The sequence below is a fragment of the Umezawaea beigongshangensis genome, from assembly GCF_016464305.1.
GTDB classification, from domain to species: Bacteria; Actinomycetota; Actinomycetes; order Mycobacteriales; family Pseudonocardiaceae; genus Umezawaea_A; species Umezawaea_A beigongshangensis.
Window position 1 is genome coordinate 266,533 of the sequence record NZ_JAEIOJ010000002.1, and the last position, 17,248, is coordinate 283,780.

At 73.9% G+C, this 17,248-nt stretch carries 19 protein-coding genes; 8 read left to right on the forward strand and 11 right to left on the reverse strand.

The window, feature by feature from the left end:
* Positions 1 to 33: 33 nt before the first annotated feature.
* Positions 34 to 642 (forward strand): DUF4232 domain-containing protein, encoded by a 609-nt coding sequence (locus tag IMZ35_RS05795; protein ID WP_199439877.1) that lies wholly within the window; start codon positions 34 to 36, stop codon positions 640 to 642.
* On the opposite strand, the gene IMZ35_RS05800 is transcribed toward IMZ35_RS05795, so the two are convergent.
* Positions 608 to 1,744 carry a metallophosphoesterase gene (locus IMZ35_RS05800; RefSeq protein ID WP_199439878.1) on the reverse strand — a complete coding sequence of 379 codons (1,137 nt, stop codon included), beginning with the start codon at positions 1,742 to 1,744 and terminating at the stop codon, positions 608 to 610. The genes IMZ35_RS05795 and IMZ35_RS05800 overlap by 35 nt on opposite strands.
* 268 nt (positions 1,745 to 2,012) lie before the next feature.
* On the opposite strand from IMZ35_RS05800, the gene IMZ35_RS05805 reads away from it, so the two are divergent.
* Entirely contained in the window at positions 2,013 to 2,270 is a 258-nt protein-coding gene (locus IMZ35_RS05805) for a hypothetical protein (protein WP_199439879.1), read from the forward strand.
* Between the two features lie 70 nt (positions 2,271 to 2,340).
* Entirely contained in the window at positions 2,341 to 3,954 is a 1,614-nt protein-coding gene (locus IMZ35_RS05810) for an amidohydrolase (protein ID WP_307867789.1), read from the forward strand.
* Positions 3,955 to 4,285: 331 nt separating this feature from the next.
* On the opposite strand, the gene IMZ35_RS05815 is transcribed toward IMZ35_RS05810, so the two are convergent.
* From IMZ35_RS05815 to IMZ35_RS05840, 6 genes are all read right to left on the reverse strand, one after another.
* On the reverse strand, positions 4,286 to 4,615 hold the full coding sequence (locus tag IMZ35_RS05815; RefSeq protein WP_199439880.1) for an STAS domain-containing protein: 330 nt from the start codon (positions 4,613 to 4,615) through the stop codon (positions 4,286 to 4,288).
* 94 nt (positions 4,616 to 4,709) lie between these two features.
* Positions 4,710 to 5,138, reverse strand: a complete 429-nt coding sequence (locus IMZ35_RS05820; RefSeq protein ID WP_199439881.1) for an ATP-binding protein — start codon at positions 5,136 to 5,138, stop codon at positions 4,710 to 4,712.
* A gap of 142 nt (positions 5,139 to 5,280) precedes the next feature.
* The gene (locus IMZ35_RS05825) at positions 5,281 to 5,991 is read right to left on the reverse strand and encodes a hypothetical protein (protein ID WP_199439882.1); all 711 of its coding nucleotides are present in this window, start codon (positions 5,989 to 5,991) and stop codon (positions 5,281 to 5,283) included.
* A complete protein-coding gene (locus tag IMZ35_RS05830) occupies positions 5,988 to 6,872 on the reverse strand; it encodes an ATP-binding cassette domain-containing protein (protein WP_199439883.1) in 885 nt (294 codons plus the stop codon). The genes IMZ35_RS05825 and IMZ35_RS05830 overlap by 4 nt, the downstream gene beginning before the upstream one ends.
* Complete coding sequence (locus tag IMZ35_RS05835) at positions 6,872 to 7,237, reverse strand: GntR family transcriptional regulator (protein WP_199439884.1); 366 nt, start codon at positions 7,235 to 7,237, stop codon at positions 6,872 to 6,874. Before IMZ35_RS05835 ends, IMZ35_RS05830 begins: the two co-directional genes overlap by 1 nt.
* A gap of 499 nt (positions 7,238 to 7,736) precedes the next feature.
* Positions 7,737 to 8,621, reverse strand: a complete 885-nt coding sequence (locus tag IMZ35_RS05840) for a Sco1979 family transcriptional regulator (protein ID WP_199439885.1) — start codon at positions 8,619 to 8,621, stop codon at positions 7,737 to 7,739.
* A gap of 233 nt (positions 8,622 to 8,854) precedes the next feature.
* Between IMZ35_RS05840 and IMZ35_RS05845 the strand changes: the two genes are divergently transcribed.
* Positions 8,855 to 9,691 (forward strand): SAM-dependent methyltransferase, encoded by an 837-nt coding sequence (locus IMZ35_RS05845; protein ID WP_199440309.1) that lies wholly within the window; start codon positions 8,855 to 8,857, stop codon positions 9,689 to 9,691.
* 22 nt (positions 9,692 to 9,713) lie between these two features.
* Here the strand turns inward: IMZ35_RS05845 and IMZ35_RS05850 are convergent, their stop codons facing one another.
* Positions 9,714 to 10,703: a hypothetical protein gene (locus tag IMZ35_RS05850; RefSeq protein ID WP_199439886.1), complete on the reverse strand. Its 990-nt coding sequence runs from the start codon at positions 10,701 to 10,703 to the stop codon at positions 9,714 to 9,716.
* Between the two features lie 81 nt (positions 10,704 to 10,784).
* Here IMZ35_RS05850 and IMZ35_RS05855 point away from each other — a divergent pair, with 81 nt between their 5' ends.
* On the forward strand, positions 10,785 to 11,510 hold the full coding sequence (locus IMZ35_RS05855; protein WP_199439887.1) for a hypothetical protein: 726 nt from the start codon (positions 10,785 to 10,787) through the stop codon (positions 11,508 to 11,510).
* 237 nt (positions 11,511 to 11,747) lie between these two features.
* On the opposite strand, the gene IMZ35_RS05860 is transcribed toward IMZ35_RS05855, so the two are convergent.
* The gene (locus IMZ35_RS05860; protein ID WP_199439888.1) at positions 11,748 to 12,125 is read right to left on the reverse strand and encodes a DUF6968 family protein; all 378 of its coding nucleotides are present in this window, start codon (positions 12,123 to 12,125) and stop codon (positions 11,748 to 11,750) included.
* A 101-nt stretch (positions 12,126 to 12,226) separates the two neighbouring features.
* Positions 12,227 to 13,426, reverse strand: coding sequence for a cytochrome P450 family protein (locus IMZ35_RS05865; protein ID WP_307867790.1), 1,200 nt, complete (start codon positions 13,424 to 13,426; stop codon positions 12,227 to 12,229).
* 125 nt (positions 13,427 to 13,551) lie between these two features.
* On the opposite strand from IMZ35_RS05865, the gene IMZ35_RS05870 reads away from it, so the two are divergent.
* The gene (locus tag IMZ35_RS05870) at positions 13,552 to 14,574 is read left to right on the forward strand and encodes an NAD(P)-dependent oxidoreductase (RefSeq protein ID WP_199439889.1); all 1,023 of its coding nucleotides are present in this window, start codon (positions 13,552 to 13,554) and stop codon (positions 14,572 to 14,574) included.
* Positions 14,575 to 14,578: 4 nt separating this feature from the next.
* Here IMZ35_RS05870 and IMZ35_RS05875 read toward each other — a convergent pair whose 3' ends face one another.
* Positions 14,579 to 15,550, reverse strand: coding sequence for an aldo/keto reductase (locus IMZ35_RS05875; RefSeq protein WP_199439890.1), 972 nt, complete (start codon positions 15,548 to 15,550; stop codon positions 14,579 to 14,581).
* Positions 15,551 to 15,864: 314 nt separating this feature from the next.
* Here IMZ35_RS05875 and IMZ35_RS05880 point away from each other — a divergent pair, with 314 nt between their 5' ends.
* Complete coding sequence (locus IMZ35_RS05880) at positions 15,865 to 16,350, forward strand: DUF2243 domain-containing protein (RefSeq protein ID WP_307867791.1); 486 nt, start codon at positions 15,865 to 15,867, stop codon at positions 16,348 to 16,350.
* The gene (locus IMZ35_RS05885) at positions 16,347 to 17,102 is read left to right on the forward strand and encodes a cytochrome c oxidase assembly protein (RefSeq protein ID WP_199439891.1); all 756 of its coding nucleotides are present in this window, start codon (positions 16,347 to 16,349) and stop codon (positions 17,100 to 17,102) included. The genes IMZ35_RS05880 and IMZ35_RS05885 overlap by 4 nt, the downstream gene beginning before the upstream one ends.
* Positions 17,103 to 17,248: the final 146 nt, after the last annotated feature.

The following is a 17,248-nucleotide window of genomic DNA, read 5'->3' on the forward strand; positions in this document are numbered from 1 at the left end:
CACCACGTCGAGCACGCGTGCGACGATCGCGCCGTGGACTCGACGATCAGCCGCACCGGCGCGGTGGTGCTGGCGGCCTGTGCGGTGCTCGGCGCCTGCACGCCGCAAGCGCCCCCACCGGTCACCCCCACCAGCACCGCCGCCGACCCGTGTCCCTCCGGCGTGCTGCTCTCCGCGCCGTCCACCGAGGCCGCGTCGGGGGTGCGGGTGATGCGCCTGGAGATGATCAACTGCGGCACCCGGCCGTACACGGTGCGGGGCCATCCCTCCGTCCGCCTCCTGGACGCCGGCCGCGCGCCGCTGGAGGTGACGATCACTCCGGGGTCGTCGGGCATCTCGACGGTCGACTCCTTCGACGTCCCGCCCCGGCCCGTGGTGCTGCAGCCCGGTGAGCGGGCCGTCTCGGGACTGCTCTGGCGCAACACCAACACCGATCCGACGATCGAGCCCACCACGGGCGAGTTCCTGGACCTCGCGCCCGCCGACGGCGAGCCCCGCCAGGTCGTGCCGTCGGACGGGCCGGTCGACCTCGGCACGACCGGACGGCTGGGCGTGGCCCCGTGGAGCGCCGCGCCGAGGCGGGCCCGGACGGGCGACTCGCGGGTGGTCAGGCGCGGCCGGAGCGCAGGGTCAGCACGGTGATCTCGCTGGGGGCGAAGACGCGCAGCGGCGGACCCCAGAACCCGGTTCCCCGGCTGGTGTAGAGCTGGGTGCGCTCCCCGTGGCGGCTCAGGCCCGACACCGAGGGCTGCTCCAGCCGCACGAGCAGGTGGAACGGCCAGATCTGCCCGCCGTGGGTGTGACCGGAGATCTGGAGGTCCACCCCGGCCGCTGCGGCGAGCGCCACCTGCCTCGGCTGGTGGGCCAGCAGCAGGACCGGCACGTCCGGGTCCGTCCCCGCGAGCGCGGCGGTCAGGTCCGTGCCGTGCCCCGCCAGGCCGGACGAGGTCCCGGTGGGGTCGTCGACCCCGGCCAGGACCAGCCGGTCGCCTCCCCGCTCGACCACGCGGTGCCGGTTGTGCAGGGTGTCCCAGCCCAGAGAGGCCATGTGCGCGAGCCAGCCGGGGGCGTCGGAGTAGTACTCGTGGTTGCCGGTGATGTAGAGCCGCGCCTCGGCGGCGCGCACGTCGCCCAGCGGGTCCACCTGGCCGCGCCTGCGCTCGACGCTCCCGTCTGCGAGGTCCCCGGCGTGGCACACCACGTCGGCCTCCAGCGCGTTCACCGCGTCGACCACGCGCCGCGACCAGCGGGTGCGGTCGATCGGCCCGAAGTGGGTGTCGGCGAGGACCACGACGCGCAGCCCGTCCAGGCCCGGTCCGAGCCGGGGCAGCACGACGTCGACGGCCCTGGTGCGCGGCAGGCGCATCGCCTCGGCGTGGCCGACGGCGACGAGCACGACGGCGACCGCCAGCACGGCGAGCGCGACGGCCCGCGACCGCAGCGGATCGTCCACCCCGGCGGCCAGCAGGACCAGCCGGAGCACGACCCCGAGCACGGACCAGCTGAACAGCACCCAGATCCCGCCGAGCAGGGCGTCGGCGACGTTCGCCGCCCGATCGGTCGCGCGCCCGCCGTGCCCGGTGATCATCAGGACGGGGAAGGCGAGGAACGCGCAGGCGAACACGACGGTGCCCGCCACGGCGACCGGGCGTGGCCAGTCCGCGGCGGCGACGAGCGTCCACCAGGGCAGGCCGAACAGCAGCACCAGCGTCACGGCGATCAGAGCAGGGCGCGCCAGGCGCATGGACGGACCGGTCCTTCCGGGGAGGGGCGGCGAGTCGCCTCACCGCGTCCCCCGAACGTACAAGACGGGTGCCGCAGACCGTCGCCCTGATGCGGCTGAGGCGTGTCCTGCGCGCGGCTGCTGGCCGAGCGCGGCAGGTCCACCGGCGAGGCGGCACGTCTGCTGTCGGAGGTGCTGGAGTCCGTCCGGACCGACCTGTCGGTGCGCTCCCCGCACCTGCTCTCGGCCGCCGAGGCGGACCTGGTCCGCGCGGAACGGCCGGCCCGCCGTGGTCGCCGAGCGGTTCGCCCCCACGGCGACCGCCCACCCGGTGCGGGTGCGCTTCGGCGGGATGCTGCTGTCGGCGCTGGCCGGTGAGATCGCCGTCGGCAACGGCACACCCGCGATCCGCGCCGGGCACGCCCGGCTGGACGAGGCGTTCACCGGGTGGGCGGCCGAGGTGGAGGCCGAGGCGGCGGCGCGGCCGATCCCCGTGGGCGTGCAGTTCGGCGCCCTGCTGGCGACCGTCGCCGACCTCGTGACCTGAACGGGGCTGGCGCGCGGCGCGCGCGACGGCGATCGTGACGGGGAGCGGGGCGACGACGAGGGGGACGCTGGTGCTGGATCTGCTGATCGAGGACGCGACCGTGCTGACGGTGGACTCCGCCCGGCCGCTGGCCCGCCGGATCGGGGTGTGGAACGGCCTGGTCGTCGGCGTGGACGAGGAGCTGGAGGGCCTCTCCGCGCGCCGGACCGTGCGGCTGGACGGGGCGACCGTCGTGCCGGGGTTCGTCGACGCGCACACCCACCTGGCGTGGGCGGGCAAGAGCATCGGGGTGCTCGACCTGACCGGGACGCACGACCGGGGCGAGGCGCTGGCGGCGCTGGGACGGGCGGCGACGGCGGCGGCGCCGCACGACTGGGTGGAGGTCGCCGGGTACGACCAGCGCGTCGTCGGCGGCCACCTCGACCGCCGCGAGCTGGACGCCGTCGCCGCCGGGCGCAAGCTGGTGCTCCAGCACGCGTCGGGACACGCGTGCGTGGTGAGCACCGCCGTGCTCGACCTGCTCCCGGCCGGTGAGCTGACCGCGCTGGGCGAGGACGTGGACCGCGACGAGACCGGTCGACCGACGGGGCTGCTGCTGGAGCGGGCGCAGCTCGCCGTGCGCCGTGCGCGCTTCCCGCACCCGCTGGGCGAACTCGTCGACGCGATCGAGCGGGCCGGGCGGGTGTGCCTGTCGCAGGGCGTCACCACGTGCGCCGAGGCGGGGATCGGCGCGGGTCTGATCGGCTACCCGCCGGTGGAGATCGCCGCCTACCAGGAGGCGCGCGACCGGGGCGGGCTCCCGGTGCGCGTCCAGCTCATGATCGCCGCCGACGCGCTGCACGACCTGGGCGCGCACCCCGGCGACGGCATCGCCCGCGGCCTGGACCTGGGACTGCGCACGGGGTTCGGCGACGACGTGCTGAGCGTCGGCGCGATGAAGCTGTGGCTCGACGGCGGCATGATGGCCCGCACCGCCGCGGTGACCGAGCCCTACCTCGGTGGCGCGGGGTCGGGCCAGTTGCAGGACGACCCGGACGTGCTGCGTCGCACGATCGTCGACGGGCACCGCGCGGGCTGGCAGCTCGCCGTGCACGCCATCGGCGACCGCGCGCTCGACCTCGCCCTGGACTCCGTCGCCGAGGCGCTGGCCGCGGCTCCGCGCCCGGACCCGCGGCACCGCGTCGAGCACTGCGGGCTGGTGCGTCCCGACCAGCTCGCGCGACTGGCGGAACTGGGGCTGACGGCGGTGATCCAGCCGGAGTTCCTGCTGGACAACGGCGACGACTACTCGGAGCTGTTCGGGCCGCGCCGCGCGGAGTGGCTCTACCGGGGCCGGGCGTTCCTGGACGCGGGGGTGCCGGTGGCGTCCAGCTCGGACCGCCCGGTGGCGGCGGGCGCACCGCTGCGCGCGCTGCGGTTCATGGTGGAGCGCCGCTCGGCCAGCGGTCGCGCGGTGGGGGCGGGCGAGGCGATGACGGTGGCCGAGGCGCTGCACGCGGCGACCCTCGGCGCGGCGCGGGCGTGCCGCCGCGAAGCGGTGTCGGGCAGCGTGGAGCGGGGCAAGCTCGCGGACCTGGTGGTGCTCGACGCCGACCCGGCCAGGACGCCCGCCGCCGAGCTGGACGGCATCGGGGTGGTGGCGACGCTCGTGGGTGGCGAGGTCCGGCACGGCGCGCTGGACTGATCCCACGGTCGCCGCCGCACTTCCCGGTTCTCCCCCGCCGTTCTCCGGAAGAGCGATGTGATCATCGCGCTCACCGCCGCTCGCAACGGCCGCGAGAGTGCTCCGCACTCCTCGTCGCCCGCCCCGGCGGCGGGGTGCTCACCACACCGGCGGGACGACGCGCACGCGCACGGACAACGGTCGCGCGGATCGACGGGGACGTGGCCGGGAATCGTCCGCGGTCGACGGCGATCGTCGCCCGACCGCCGCGAAGACGAGCCGCCGAACTGATCGACCTGCCCACGAGAAGCGCATTCCTCCCGATTCCGCCAGCTCGGGACGAACGCGGCGATCAGTCGCCGTCGGAACGCGACGGCGGCACCAGCAGGTCGTCCCCCGCGAAGATCTGGATCTCGTCCCGCACGACGCGGCTCACCCCGGTCAGGACGAGCGACCCGCCCCGGCCGCGCAGCAGCTGCGCGTACCAGGCGAGCGTCGCCACGCCGCTGGCCGACACGTGCCCGACTCCGCCGAGGTGCACGACGATCCGCTGCGCGCGTTCCACCGCCCGCTCCAGGTGGTCGCGCAACGCGTCCACGGTGTGCCGGTCGACCTCGCCCGCCAGCCGCAGCAGCAGGTGGTCACCGGACCCCGGGTCCTCTTCGACGATGAGCGGCGGCACGGGGCGAGCCTAGGAGCGGGGACCGGCTTCCCGCGGCCCCCGCGAACGGTGTTCAACGACAGTTCTTCCACCGTCCAGACGGGCCGGTCGCCGTTCAGCGGGAGCGCGGAGCGAAGGGCGCTCCCATCACGGGCAGCAGCGCCCACACGACCTTGCCCCCGGCCTCCGAGCGCACGCCCCAGGCGGTCGTCAGCTCCTCCAGCACCTGCACGCCGCGCCCGCCCCACGCCCCGCCGGACGGGCCGGTCTGCCGGGGCGGACGGGGATCGCGGTCGGCGACCTCCACGTGCACCCCCGCGTCGGACCGCACGACGCGCAGCTCCAGCGCGCCGGCCGTGTGCTGGAGCGCGTTGGCCACCAGCTCCTCCACGACGAGCAGCACGTCGACCAGCGTGTGGACGTCCACCTCGCCCGACAGCTGACCGCGCACCCAGCGGCGCACCCGCTGCTGCTCCGGAGCGTCGACCAGGGACAGTCGACGCACGGTCACCGCCGTGCCGGTCTCGTCGCGCACCTCTGTCACAGCCACCTCCCGCGCGCACCCGTCGCTCGGGGCCGACGTAGAGGCTACCCAACGCGAGCACCCGCGGGACACGTCGCGTTCGCCACCCGTTCAGCTCACCGCCGACGAGGGCGGGGCCGGACGCCGGCCCCGCCCAGTCGCCTCAGACCGCGCGAGCGCGCACCGGGAGGTCGCGCACCAGCGACCAGGTGACCGCCAGCCCCACCGCCCAGCTCACCGCGCACAGCAGCAGCACCACCGCGGTCGGCACGCTCCCCCAGGAACCGAGCGTCGGCAGGAAGGGCAGCGAGTTCGACCCGTTCACCGCCAGACCGGGCGGAAGGATCAGGGCGACGCCCACCGGGACCACCACCAGGCCACCGCCTCCGAGCCGGTCGAACCCGGCGGCCACCATCGCGCCCACCACCATCCACACCGCGAACACCGCCCAGTGCGCCCAGACGATCGCCGGGAAGTCGGTGGCCGAGCTGAACGTGCCCTGCTCACCGAGCCGCTGCGTCCAGTCCATCGCCCGGTACAGCAGGAACTCCAGTCCGAACCCCACGGCGACCAGCAGCGCGGCCGCACCGGACACCACGAGCGTCACCACGGCCGCCTGCGCCGCGAACTCCCGCCGGGTGCGGCCGTGGGCGATCACCGCGGGCAGCACGTCGTGGACCGCGTAGTAGCCCAGGCCGAACAGGAACCAGCGTCCCGCCTGCACCGAGGCCACGTTCCACCCGCTGATCGTGACCTCGCGCCAGATCGACACCACCGGCACGAGCACGGCGACGAACACCAGGGCCGCCGCCCACACCACCACCAGGACCGAGACGAGGGCGCGGCACAGCACCCTGAGGACTGGCCACTTCATCGCGCTCCTCCAGCGGGCTCGGTCAAGTGCACGAACAGGTCCTGCAGGGCGATCGGGCGCAGGTCGAGCCCCTCGGCACGAGCGCGGTCGCGCCGCGCGCCGTCCAGCTCGCCGAACACGGCCGCCTCCTTCGTGCGCCCCAGCTCCCGCTGCTCCAGCACGGTGAGCCCGGCGACGAACCGGTCGACCGCCTCCGCCTCGCCGACGACCGACGTGCCGCGCGAGCGCAGCGCGTCGACCTCCTCGTGCAGCACCAGACGGCCCGAGTCGATGATCACGATCTCCTCCAGCACCGCCGCCAGCTCCTCGATCAGGTGCGTCGAGACGATCACCGTGCGCGGCGCGGCGGCGAAGTCCGCCAGCAGCGCGTCGTAGAACTTGTAGCGCGACGGCGCGTCCATCCCCAGGTGCGCCTCGTCGAACATCGTCAGCGGAGCCCTGCTGGCGAGGCCCAGCACGACGCCGAACGCCGACCGCTTCCCCAGCGACAGCTCGCCGAACTTCGCGTCGAGCGGCAGTTCGAACAGGTCCATCAGCTCCACCGCGCGGTCCGGGTCCCAGCTCTCGCGCAGGGTCGCCGCCTGGAGCAGCGCGTGCTCGAGCCGGTCCGACGTGCCGACCGCGTCGCCGGTGTGCCGCACCAGGCACACCCGGCGGGTGGCGCGGCCGTTCTCGAACACCGGCTCGCCGTCGATCCGCACCGTGCCCGCACTGGCCCTGCGGTGCGCGCCCACGACGGACAGCAGACTCGTCTTGCCCGACCCGTTGCGCCCCAGCAACCCGTAGATCTTGTCCCCCGCCAGCGAGAAGGACAGGTCGTCCACCGCGGTCACGGCGCCGTAGCGCACGGAGACACCCTCGACGTCCACCCGCGCCCCCATCACACCTCCCCGTTCTCGAACTGCTCGATCCGGCGCACGACGTCGCCCAGCGGGACACCGACGGACCTCGCCTCGACCACCATCGGGTCCACGAACTCGCTGAAGAAGGTCTCCCTGCCCTGCGCCCGCAGCATCTCGCGGGCCTGCTCGCTCACGAACATCCCGATCCCCCGTTTCTTGTAGAGCACGCCCTCGTCCACGAGCTGCTGGAACGCCTTGGCAGCCGTGGCCGGGTTGATCCGGTAGAACGCGGCGTACTGGTTGGTGGACATGACCTGCTCGTCCGCCTTCAGCACCCCGCTGCGCACGTCGGCCTTGATCCGCTCGGCGATCTGCCGGTAGATCGGGCTCCGATCGTCGAACATCGCCACACCCCTGGTTCATTACTTATGTGAAGAACCGTAGCACCAGAGAACCACGCACCTCAAGGTGAATTCGTTTCGACCTACACTGACGTCATTGTGGCCAGTGGCCACACGGGGAACGCGCCGACGACACGCACGGCCCGAACGCCGGTCCGGGCAGCGGGGCCGTGCCGCAGGGGGCGCGGCGCACCGCAGTCGGCGAGCGTGCGGCACTTCCTCACCGGCGCGACCCCGCGGCACGACGACGGTCAGTCCGAAGTGGACGATGCACCGGCCGGGGCCGAGCTGCGGCCGTCCCGCGCCGCGTTCGTGGCGGATCTCCCCGCAACGTCACCGGGAAGTTCCGGCACGCGTTCCCCGACGGCACCGCGGCGGGGGTGCGCCCGCCGTGAGCGCGCGACAGCCGGGACGCCCGCTCCCGAACGTCCTCTTCGGACGGACGCGCGGGATCGCGGTGCGCCGGCGGTCGACTCGTGGTGCTCGAACGGTGAACTCGTGGTCAGTACCGGTTCTTGACCTCGGTCAGGAAGCGGCGGGTGTGGTCCGGGGTCTCCGCGTCGACCATCAGGCGGTCGAACACGCGGCTGTAGACCTCCAGCTCGTCGCGCTTGTCCAGGTACATCGCGCCGGAGAGGTGCTCGATGTAGACGATGTCGGGCAGTTCCGCCTCGGCGAAGCGCAGCAGCGTGAACGGGCCCTCCGCCGCGTAGCCGCTCAGCGCGTACGGCACGACCTGGAGCACGACGTGCGGCAGCTTCGTCATCTCCAGCAGGTGGTCGATCTGCTCGATCATGCCCTCGCGTCCGCCGATGGGCCGGTGCAGCACGGACTCGTCGATGACGGCCCACAGCCGCGGCGCGGTCGGCTTGGCCAGGATCTTCTGCCGCCGCATCCGCAGGGTGATCCGCCGCTCGATCTCCGGAGAGGACATGTCCGGCCTGCCGTGGCTCGCGACCGCCCGCGCGTACCTCTCGGTCTGGAGCAGACCGGGCACGAACTGCAACTCGTAGGTGAGGATGCGCTCGGCCGCCTCCTCCAGGCCCACGAAGTCCTGGAACCAGTCGGGCATGAGGTCGGTGAAGCGGTGCCACCAGCCCGGTTCGTTGGAGCGCTTGACCATGCCGAGGAACTGCTCCCGCTGGACGGGGTCGGTCACCCCGTACATGGTGAGCAGATCGGCGACGTCGCGCTCCTTGAGCCCGACCCGGCCCAGCTCCAGACGGCTGATCTTGGACTCGGAGCCGCGGATCGAGTAGCCGGCGTCGGCGCGCGTGATGTCGGCGGCCTCGCGCAGCCGGCGCAGCTGCGATCCGAGGACGATGCGCAGAGCAGTGGGTCCGCCGCTGTGATCGTCGGCGGGGGTCGGTGGTTCAACCGAGGCCACTGCCACTCCTTCCGCGGGTCCAACGGTGTGCGTCCGGCAGTCGGGGCACGCTTCTACCCGATCGGCGGTTGCCACCGGGCGTCCGGATTCGACTCAATCACTGATCGTGCACCACAGCCACTCGTGATCGACCACGCGCCCGGTGTTGGCCCGTCGCCCCCACGTGCTAACGCTAAGCGTCGCGTGATGTGATGCACAAACTTCCGCGATCATCGACGTTCTGTGAGGCCATGATGCCCGGTAGCACCAACTCCCCCGACGCGGCCGCACCAGTGCACATCGACACCACGAAGGCCAGCATCGCCAGGGTGTACGACGCCTTTCTCAACGGCAAGGACAACTACGAGGTCGACCGCGAAGTGCTGCGACGCGTGCAGAGCGTCGCCCCCGAGGCGGCTCAGCTGGCCGTCGACAACCGCGGCTTCCTGATCCGCGCCACCAGGTTCGTGGCCAGCCAAACCGGCATCACCCAGTACCTCGACTGCGGCTCCGGACTTCCCACCGCGGAGAACACCCACCAGGTGGCCCAGCGGATTCAACCGGATGCCAGGGTGGTGTACGTGGACAACGACCCGGTGGTGCTGGCCCACGGGCGCGCGCTGCTGGAGGAGAACGACCAGACCCACTTCAGCGCGGCGGACATCTTCAACCCGGCGGAGATCCTGAACGACGACGTGGTGCGCAGGCACCTGGACTTCTCCGAGCCGATCGCGCTGTTCCAGATGGGCACGCTGCACCACTACGACGGCGAGCGTCCGCCGAGCGACATCATGCGCGAGTACGTCGAGGCGCTGCCCTCCGGTTCCTACGTGGGACTGACCCACTTCTTCGACCCGGAGACCGAGCAGCACAGCAGGCTCTCCCGCCGCATGGAGGAGATGTTCCTGCACAGCCCGATGGGCACGGGTGTCTTCCGCACCCGCACCGAGATCGAGGGCATGCTCCCCGGTCTCGACCTCGTGTCGCCCGGTCTGGTGCTGTGCGCCGACTGGTGGCCGGACGGTCCGCGGGTGAAGCCGCTGGACGAGGTGTCCTACTGCATCGTCGGGGCCGTCGGCCGCAAGCCCTGACGACGCGCAGGACCTCCGGCCCCTACGGCCTGCGGTGGCGGGGGCCGGCGGGGCCGCGCGGCACCGTCCGCTCGGCACCGCCCGGAAGTGCCCCGGTCGCCGCGCCGCCCCTCCTGAGCCGGACGAACTGAGCCGCCACGAGCGCCGACAGCGCCAGCACCACCAGCAGCAGGACCGCGGTTCCCGCGACCGGGCCGCCGGACGTGCTGGGCGTCGTCACGTCGAACACCGCGCTCAGCACGATCCCGCACTCCGCGCGCAGCACCTGCTGTCCCGAGGGGACGTCGGCGAGCCGCACGGAGGTGTCGAACGCGCCCCGGTCGTCCGCGGTCGTCTCGCCGACCCGCCCGTCCTGCACGGTGAGCCGGACCGGGGCCAGCGGCGCGCACCCGCTCCCCCGCACGGCGAGCGTCCCGCCCAGCTGGACGTCGGTCGAGGTGAGCACCAGGGCCGCGGCGGACGGCGTGCGGGACGACGGGGCCGGAGCCCGTGCCGCGGTCGTGCTCGTCGTGGCCGGCGTGCTCGTCGTGGTCGGCGAACTCGTCGTGGCCGTGGCCGTGGTCGTGGTCGTGACCGGTGGCGGTGTCGTCGTCGGTGGTGGCGGGGCGGTCGTCAGCCGTGGCGGCAGCTGTGGCGAGGGCTGCGTGGTGACCGGCGTCGGTGGGGCGGTGACCTCGAAGCGGGCGGACGCGCCGTCGCCGCACCGAGAGACCACCCGCACCTCGTGCCCTCCCGGCACCTCGCCCCGCGGCACGGCCGTGGTGAGCACGCCCCGCTGCGCGTCGTGCGACGCGGCGATCGCGTCGTCGTCCCAGAGCACGACGACGCCGCCCCGGCAGCGGTCGAAACCGTCCCAGGAGACGTCGAACCGGGAGCCGACCGGACCCGTCGCGGGGTTGACCGCCACCCGCGCCGACTGTCCGAGGGCCGAGGGCGGCGACGAGATCAGCGTCGACACGACCGCGGCGGCGAGGAGCACCGCTCCGCCGACCGTCCTGGATGCCCCTGGCACGTGATCCCCCTGGCTGCGCGACCCGAGCGGACGCGGAAGATAACATGCGCTTCCCGCACCGGGTGCATCTCAGGAGTGAGCGTGAGACGTCGTCTGCCCGACGCGCTGGTGATCGTCCTGGCACTGCTGCTGACGTCGTGCTCCTCCGCGGACCCGACCGCGACCGACGTGCGGATGTCGGTCCAGGTGGACGGTGCCCGCCTCGGTCCGGACGCCCCCGCGTTCGTGCCGCGCGAGGACTCCGCGGTGTTCGTGTCGGTGCGCAACGGCGGCTCGGAGGCGGTGCACGCCAGCGCGTTGCGGCTCACCGGTGACGTGCTCGGCGTCGGGGTGTTCACCCACGAGACGCGCCTGGCGGTGTCGGCCGAGCCGGGCGAGCAGGTGTCGCGGTCGTTCTCGGCGGACCTCGACGTCCTCGGCGCGCACGCCACGGGCCTGGTGGACGCCGAGTTCCAGCTCGTCGGTGTGGACGGACGGGTGCTGGCGGCGGAGGAGGGTCTCGTGGAGCTGCGGGGCAGCCCGCTGTCGCCGCACGCCCTGGCCGGGCTGGCCGTCCTGGTGCTGACCGTGCTGTCCTGGCTCGCGACCGCGCTGACCCGCCTGCGCGCCGGGCCGCGACGCCGCTCCTGGCGCGAAGCCGCGGACTTCCTCCCGGCGGGCGTCGCCACGGGCCTCCTGGTGGTGATCACCCTGCCCGTGCTCGGCCTCCTGGTCCCCGCCCCTCCCGCCCCCCTGTTCCTGGGCACGGTCCTGGCGTCCACCGCCCTGGGCCTGACGACCCGTCCCAGGACGACCAGCCCGACCTGAGCACCGCACCGCTCCGACGCGCGGACGGCGACGACCTCCGTGCCGCGGTGGTGACGCGTCACTCGAAAGCGGACAGAACCGACGCCGGTGAGCGCGCCGCCGGCGTGCACGCGGTTCCCGCGCGCGGACGTGTCGGTCGCGCACCGTGCCGGGGAAGCCGCGCGGACGGCCCCGAGCGGGGCGTTCGAGTCCCGGCGCCGGTGGCCCGCACCAGCGCGAGCCGGTCCGGACCCGCCTCTACGACTCGGCGCCACCGCGTTCGGGGTCGGTGGCCTCGAGGAGCCACTCCAGACCGGGGTCGACCTTCAACCCGAGGTCGGACATCCCGAGCCAGTTCAGCAGGGTTCCCGCCTCCGCCGCGCGAGCGGACAGCTCCATCCGCAGCCCGTACGCGCTCAGCAGCAGCGCCTGCACCGAGTCCACGCCGTAGCACGCCCGCACGGCCTCGTCGCCCAGTCCCGTGATCTGGTGCGGACAGCACCAGGCGCCGCTGGTGCTCCGCGGATCGGGGCGCGGCGTGCCGACCCTGATCACCACGGGCGTCTGCGCGCCGTCCACGGTGACGCTCGCCAGCTGCCGCTCGGCGACGACCTCGCCCAGTTCGTACGTCGTCATCGGTCCCCGCCTCAGTCGATTCCGGTGCGCCTGCGACCGTACAGGGGCTGCGCCGGGCGGGGCGCACGGACACTGTCGATCCACAGTGGACCGCGGTCGTCTCACCACCGCACGGGCAGCTCCGCCAGGTGCCGGGTGCCGGGGTTCGCGCCGCGCCGCAGGTCCTCGGGCGCGACGGCCAGCGCGAGTCCTGGACGGTCGCGCAGCAGCGCGCCGAACGCGACCTCCCCCTCCAGCGCCGCGAGCGCCGCGCCGAGGCAGTGGTGCGGCCCGTGGCCGAAGCCGACGTGCGGGCGGGCCGCGTCGCGCGTGACGTCGAGCCGGTCGGGCTCGGCGAAGACGCGCGGGTCGCGGTTGGCCGCCCCCAGCACCGGCATCACGGCCTCTCCCCGGCGCACGACACCGCCGCCGATCTCGACGTCCTCGGTGGCGTACCGCATCCGCGTGCCCAGCGCCGGACCGCACCAGCGCATCAGCTCCTGCACCGCGCGGGGCAGCAGGCCGGGGTCCGCGCGCAGCAGGGCGAGCTGGTCGGGGTGGGTCAGCAGGGCGGCGGTGCCGTTGGCGATCAGGTTCGCCGTGGTCTCGTGCCCGGCGACGACGAGCGAGAACACGGTGCTGATCACCTGCGCCTCGCCGAGCTGGTCACCGGCGAGGACCAGGTCGGTGACGAGGTCGTCGGCGGGTTCGGCGCGGCGGCGCTCGACGAGCTCACGGGCGTTGCCCGCCATGGCGCGCACGGCCGCCGCCATCGCCGGGCCGCCGCCCGGCGCGAGGGCGGCGCTCCACTCGCGCCACCGCGGCCGGTCCCGCTCGGGAACGCCGATCAGCTCGCAGATCACCGTGATGGGCAGCGGGTGGGCGAACTCGGCCAGCAGGTCCACCACCTCGCCGCGGGGCAGCGCGTCCAGCAGGTCCGCGGCCAGCCGTTCCACCCGTGGCCGCAGAGCGGAGACCCGGCGCGCGGTGAACGCCCGCGACACGGCGCCGCGCAGGGCCGCGTGGGCGGCGCCGTCGAGGTCGGACATGGTGGGACGCACGTGCTCCAGGTCCTCCGGCGCGAGCCCGGCGGCGAGCAGGAACTGCTCCTGGAGGTCGGTCGCGTCCGCTCCGGGCACCGATCGCACGTCGCCGACGAACCGGCGGTCGTTCAGGACGAGCCGCACGTCCTCGTAGCGCGTGACGATCCAGAGCGGCCCCGCGCCGGGGAGGACACCGCGCGCCAGCGGCGACCGCTCCCGCAGGCGGCCGTAGACGCCGAACGGGTCGCGCACCAGGTCGGCGTCCAGCAGGTCGATCACGTCGTGCTCCACCACGCCCCCCAAATGCTTTCATCATCTGAATGTTGTGAGCATTTCGGATGCGGGAGGTGCTGTCAACCGGCACGATCGGGAGGACCACCGCTTCCGATGGCAGGGGGACGTCCGTGAGCGAGTCGAAGCCCGTCGTCGTGCTGAAGCCCGCGCCGCAGCGCGTGGACCGCGTCTTCTCCCCCGCCGTGCTCGACGAGCTGGCGGAGCGCTTCACCCCGGTCGACCTGTCCGGCGACGAGGACGACGAGGCGTTCGACGCCGTCCTGCCCGACGCGTTCGCGATCGTGGGACAGCCCGACCTGCCCCGCGCCCGGCTCGACCGGGCACCGCGGCTGCGCGCCCTGCTCAACGTGGAGGGCAACTTCTTCCCCAACGTCGACTACGCGGCGTGCTTCGACCGGGGCGTGCACGTGCTGGGCTGCGGCCCGGCCTACGCGCAGGCCGTCGCGGAGTACTCCCTCGGACTCGCGCTGGACCTGGCGCGCGGGATCAGCCGCGAGGACCGGGCGTTCCGCGCGGGCCGCGAGCGCTACGTGGCCGACGGCAACCACGACGCCGTGCTGCTCCGGCACGCCGACGTGGGCCTCGTCGGGTTCGGCAACCTCGGCCGGGCGCTGCACCGGCTGCTCGCGCCGTTCGCCACGACCACGCGGGTGCACGACCCGTGGCTGCCGCCGAACGCCCTGCGCGAGCACGGCGTGGTCCCCGCGTCGCTGGCGGAGGTGCTGTCACGCAGCCGATTCGTGTTCGTGCTGGCGACGGTCACCGACGAGAGCCGTCACCTGCTCGGTCCGGCGGAGCTGGACCTGCTGCCGGAGGGCGCGCGGCTCGTACTGGTCAGTCGCGCTCCCGTCGTGGACTTCCCGGCGCTGCTGGAGCGGGTGGCCGCCGGCCGCTTCCTCGCCGCGATCGACGTGTGGCCGGAGGAGCCGGTGGCGCCCGGCGACCCGGCGCGCGACCTGGAGGGCCTGGTGCTGTCCGCGCACCGGGCGGGCGGCGTCCCGGCGGCGTTCCGCGAGATCGGCGAGATGGTGCTCGACGACCTGACGCAGATCGCGCGGGGACTGCCGCCGGCGCGGATGCAGGTCGCCGCGCGCGAACTCGTCGGCCGCTACCGCAACCGCCCGGTGATCTGACGGCTCAGGAGTGACCGCTGATCGCGCGCGGCGTGTAGGGCTCCTCCAGCAGCGCGACCTCCTCGTCGGTGAGTTCCAGGTCCAGCGAGGCGACGGCGTCGTCCAGGTGCTGCGGCTTGGTCGCGCCCACGATCGGCGCGTCCACGGCCGGGTGCCGCGACACCCAGGCGAGCGCCACCTGCGCGCGGGGCACGCCGCGCCGCTCGGCGATCGTCCCGACGGCCTCCACGATCGCGCGGTCGCCGTCGAGGTACAGCGTCCTGCCGAACGCGTCGGTCTCGGTGCGCGCGGTCGTGGTGTTCCACTCGCGGGTGAGGCGACCGCGCGCCAGGGGGCTCCACGGGATGACGCCGACGCCCTCGTCCAGGCACAGCGGCAGCATCTCCCGCTCCTCCTCGCGGTAGAGCAGGTTGTAGTGGTTCTGCATCGACACGAACCGCGTCCACCCGTTCGCGTCGGCCACGTGCAGGGCTTTGGCGAACTGCCAGGCGAACATGGACGACGCGCCCACGTAGCGGGCCTTGCCCGCCTTCACGACGTCGTGCAGCGCCTCGACGGTCTCCTCGATCGGCGTCGCCGGGTCCCACCGGTGGGTCTGGTAGAGGTCGACGTAGTCGGTGCCGAGGCGGCGCAGGCTGTGGTCGATCTCGGTCGTGATCGCCTTGCGCGAGAGCCCGCCGCCGTTGGGACCGGGGCGCATCGGGTTGAACACCTTCGTGGCGAGGACGATCTCGTCGCGGTTCGCGCACTCGGCCAGCAGGCGGCCGACGATCTCCTCGCTCGTGCCGTCGGAGTAGGCGTTGGCCGTGTCGAAGAAGTTGACGCCCGCCTCGACCGCACGCCGGACGAACGGCCTGCTCGCCTCCTCGTCCAGGCTCCACTCGTGGGTGCCCCGGCTCGGGACGCCGTAGCTCATGCAGCCCAGGCAGATCCGCGAGACGTCCATCCCCGTGGACCCCAGCTTCACGTACTCCACGCGGCTCCTCCTCGTGCTCGGCTCGTGCTCGGCTCGTGAGATCCACTCAAGCACGTTCCGCCGCCGGGCGAGCGGTCAGCGCACCCGGAGGGGGACCGCCAGCGGTGGCCGCGGGTCGGAGCGGCGCGGGAGGTGACACCTTCCCGTCGACGGTGGTGGTGGTGGTGCGTGCGGCGGCTCTGCGGCGAAGCGCGTCGCCGAGGTGCGGGCCGTTCCGACGCGTGAACCGGCCACGTGGTGGGGCCGGCCTCCGCGCTCCCCACCACGTGGCGATCGGCGCGGTAGTGCGGGCCGTGGGCGGGTAGTCCGGACGTGTGTCAGCATCCAGCACTTCCGAAGGTCCGGCCTCCGGCGCGACGCGCCGGGGCGCGGCGCGTCTCAACCTCGTGTCCGGCGGTCTCGTCGGGCTGGGCTCGGCGGCCTTCGTCGACGAGGTGGTGTTCCACCAGGTCCTGCACTGGCACCACTTCTACGACCGGTCGACCTCCGCCGTCGGACTGGTGTCCGACGGGCTCCTGCACGCCGTGAGCTGGCTCGCCACCGTCGGCGGCCTGCTGCTGCTCGCCCGGCTGCGCGGGGCGGGGTCGCTGCGCGCCCGCACCTGGTGGGCGGGCTGGTTCCTCTGGTGCGGGGCGTTCCAGCTCTTCGACGGCGTCGTGAACCACAAGCTGCTGGGGCTGCACCAGATCCGCTACGGCGTGGACCTCACCCCGTACGACACGGTCTGGCTGGTCGTGGCGGTCGCGCTCGTCCTCGTCGGGGTGGTGCTGGCGCTCCGGCCGCGCGGGCGCTCCGCGTGAGCGAGCAGCCCGGCCTCCTCGCCCACCTGGGCGTCCTGCTGGTCCTGCTCGCCCTCGCCGCCGCCCGGTCGTGGGCGGTGCGGGTGACGCGTTCCCGGGGACGCGACTGGCCCGCGCGGCGGACGGCGTGGTTCACCGCCGGGCTCGTGGTCGCGGCGGCCGGGCACGTCGTGGGCGGTTCGCACGACCTGCGCGCGGAGGTCGTCGCGCACCTGCTGCTCGGGGTGGTGGCTCCACTGCTGCTGGTGCTCGGCACGCCGGTCACGCTGCTGCTGCGCGCGCTGCCCGCGCCGTCCGCCCGCCGGGTGACCCGCGTGCTCGGCACTCCCGCGGCGCGGATCGCGACCTCTCCGGTGACGGCGGCGCTGCTGTCCGTCGGCGGCCTGTGGCTGCTGCACACGACGGCGCTGCACGACGTGGTGGCGGGGTCGGCGGCGCTGACGACGGCGGTGCACCTGCACTTCCTGCTGTCCGGGTACCTGTTCACCGCCGGTGTGCTCGGCGTCGACCCGGCCCCCCACCTGCCGTCGTTCCCGCGGCGCGCCGTGGTCCTGGTGCTGGCGACGGCGGCGCACGCCGTGCTCGCCAAGCACGTGTACGCCACGCCGCCGCCGGGGGTGTCCGCGGACCAGGCGCAGATCGCCGGACTGCTGCTCTGGTATGGCGGCGACGCGGCGCACCTGCCGCTGCTGGTGGTGTTCTGCCGGCGGTGGCTGCGCCGGGCGTCACCGGTCCGGGCCGCGACGTCCTGACGCACCAGCTCCAGCGGCGCCGGGTCGGCGTCGTGCGGGAGCGGTGCCGCGAATCGCCGGTTCAGCGCGCAATCGCACTCCGCCGTTTCCCGGAAACGGCACGCCGCCCCCGATCAGAAAGTCGACCGGAGGCGGTGTGCCGTCGT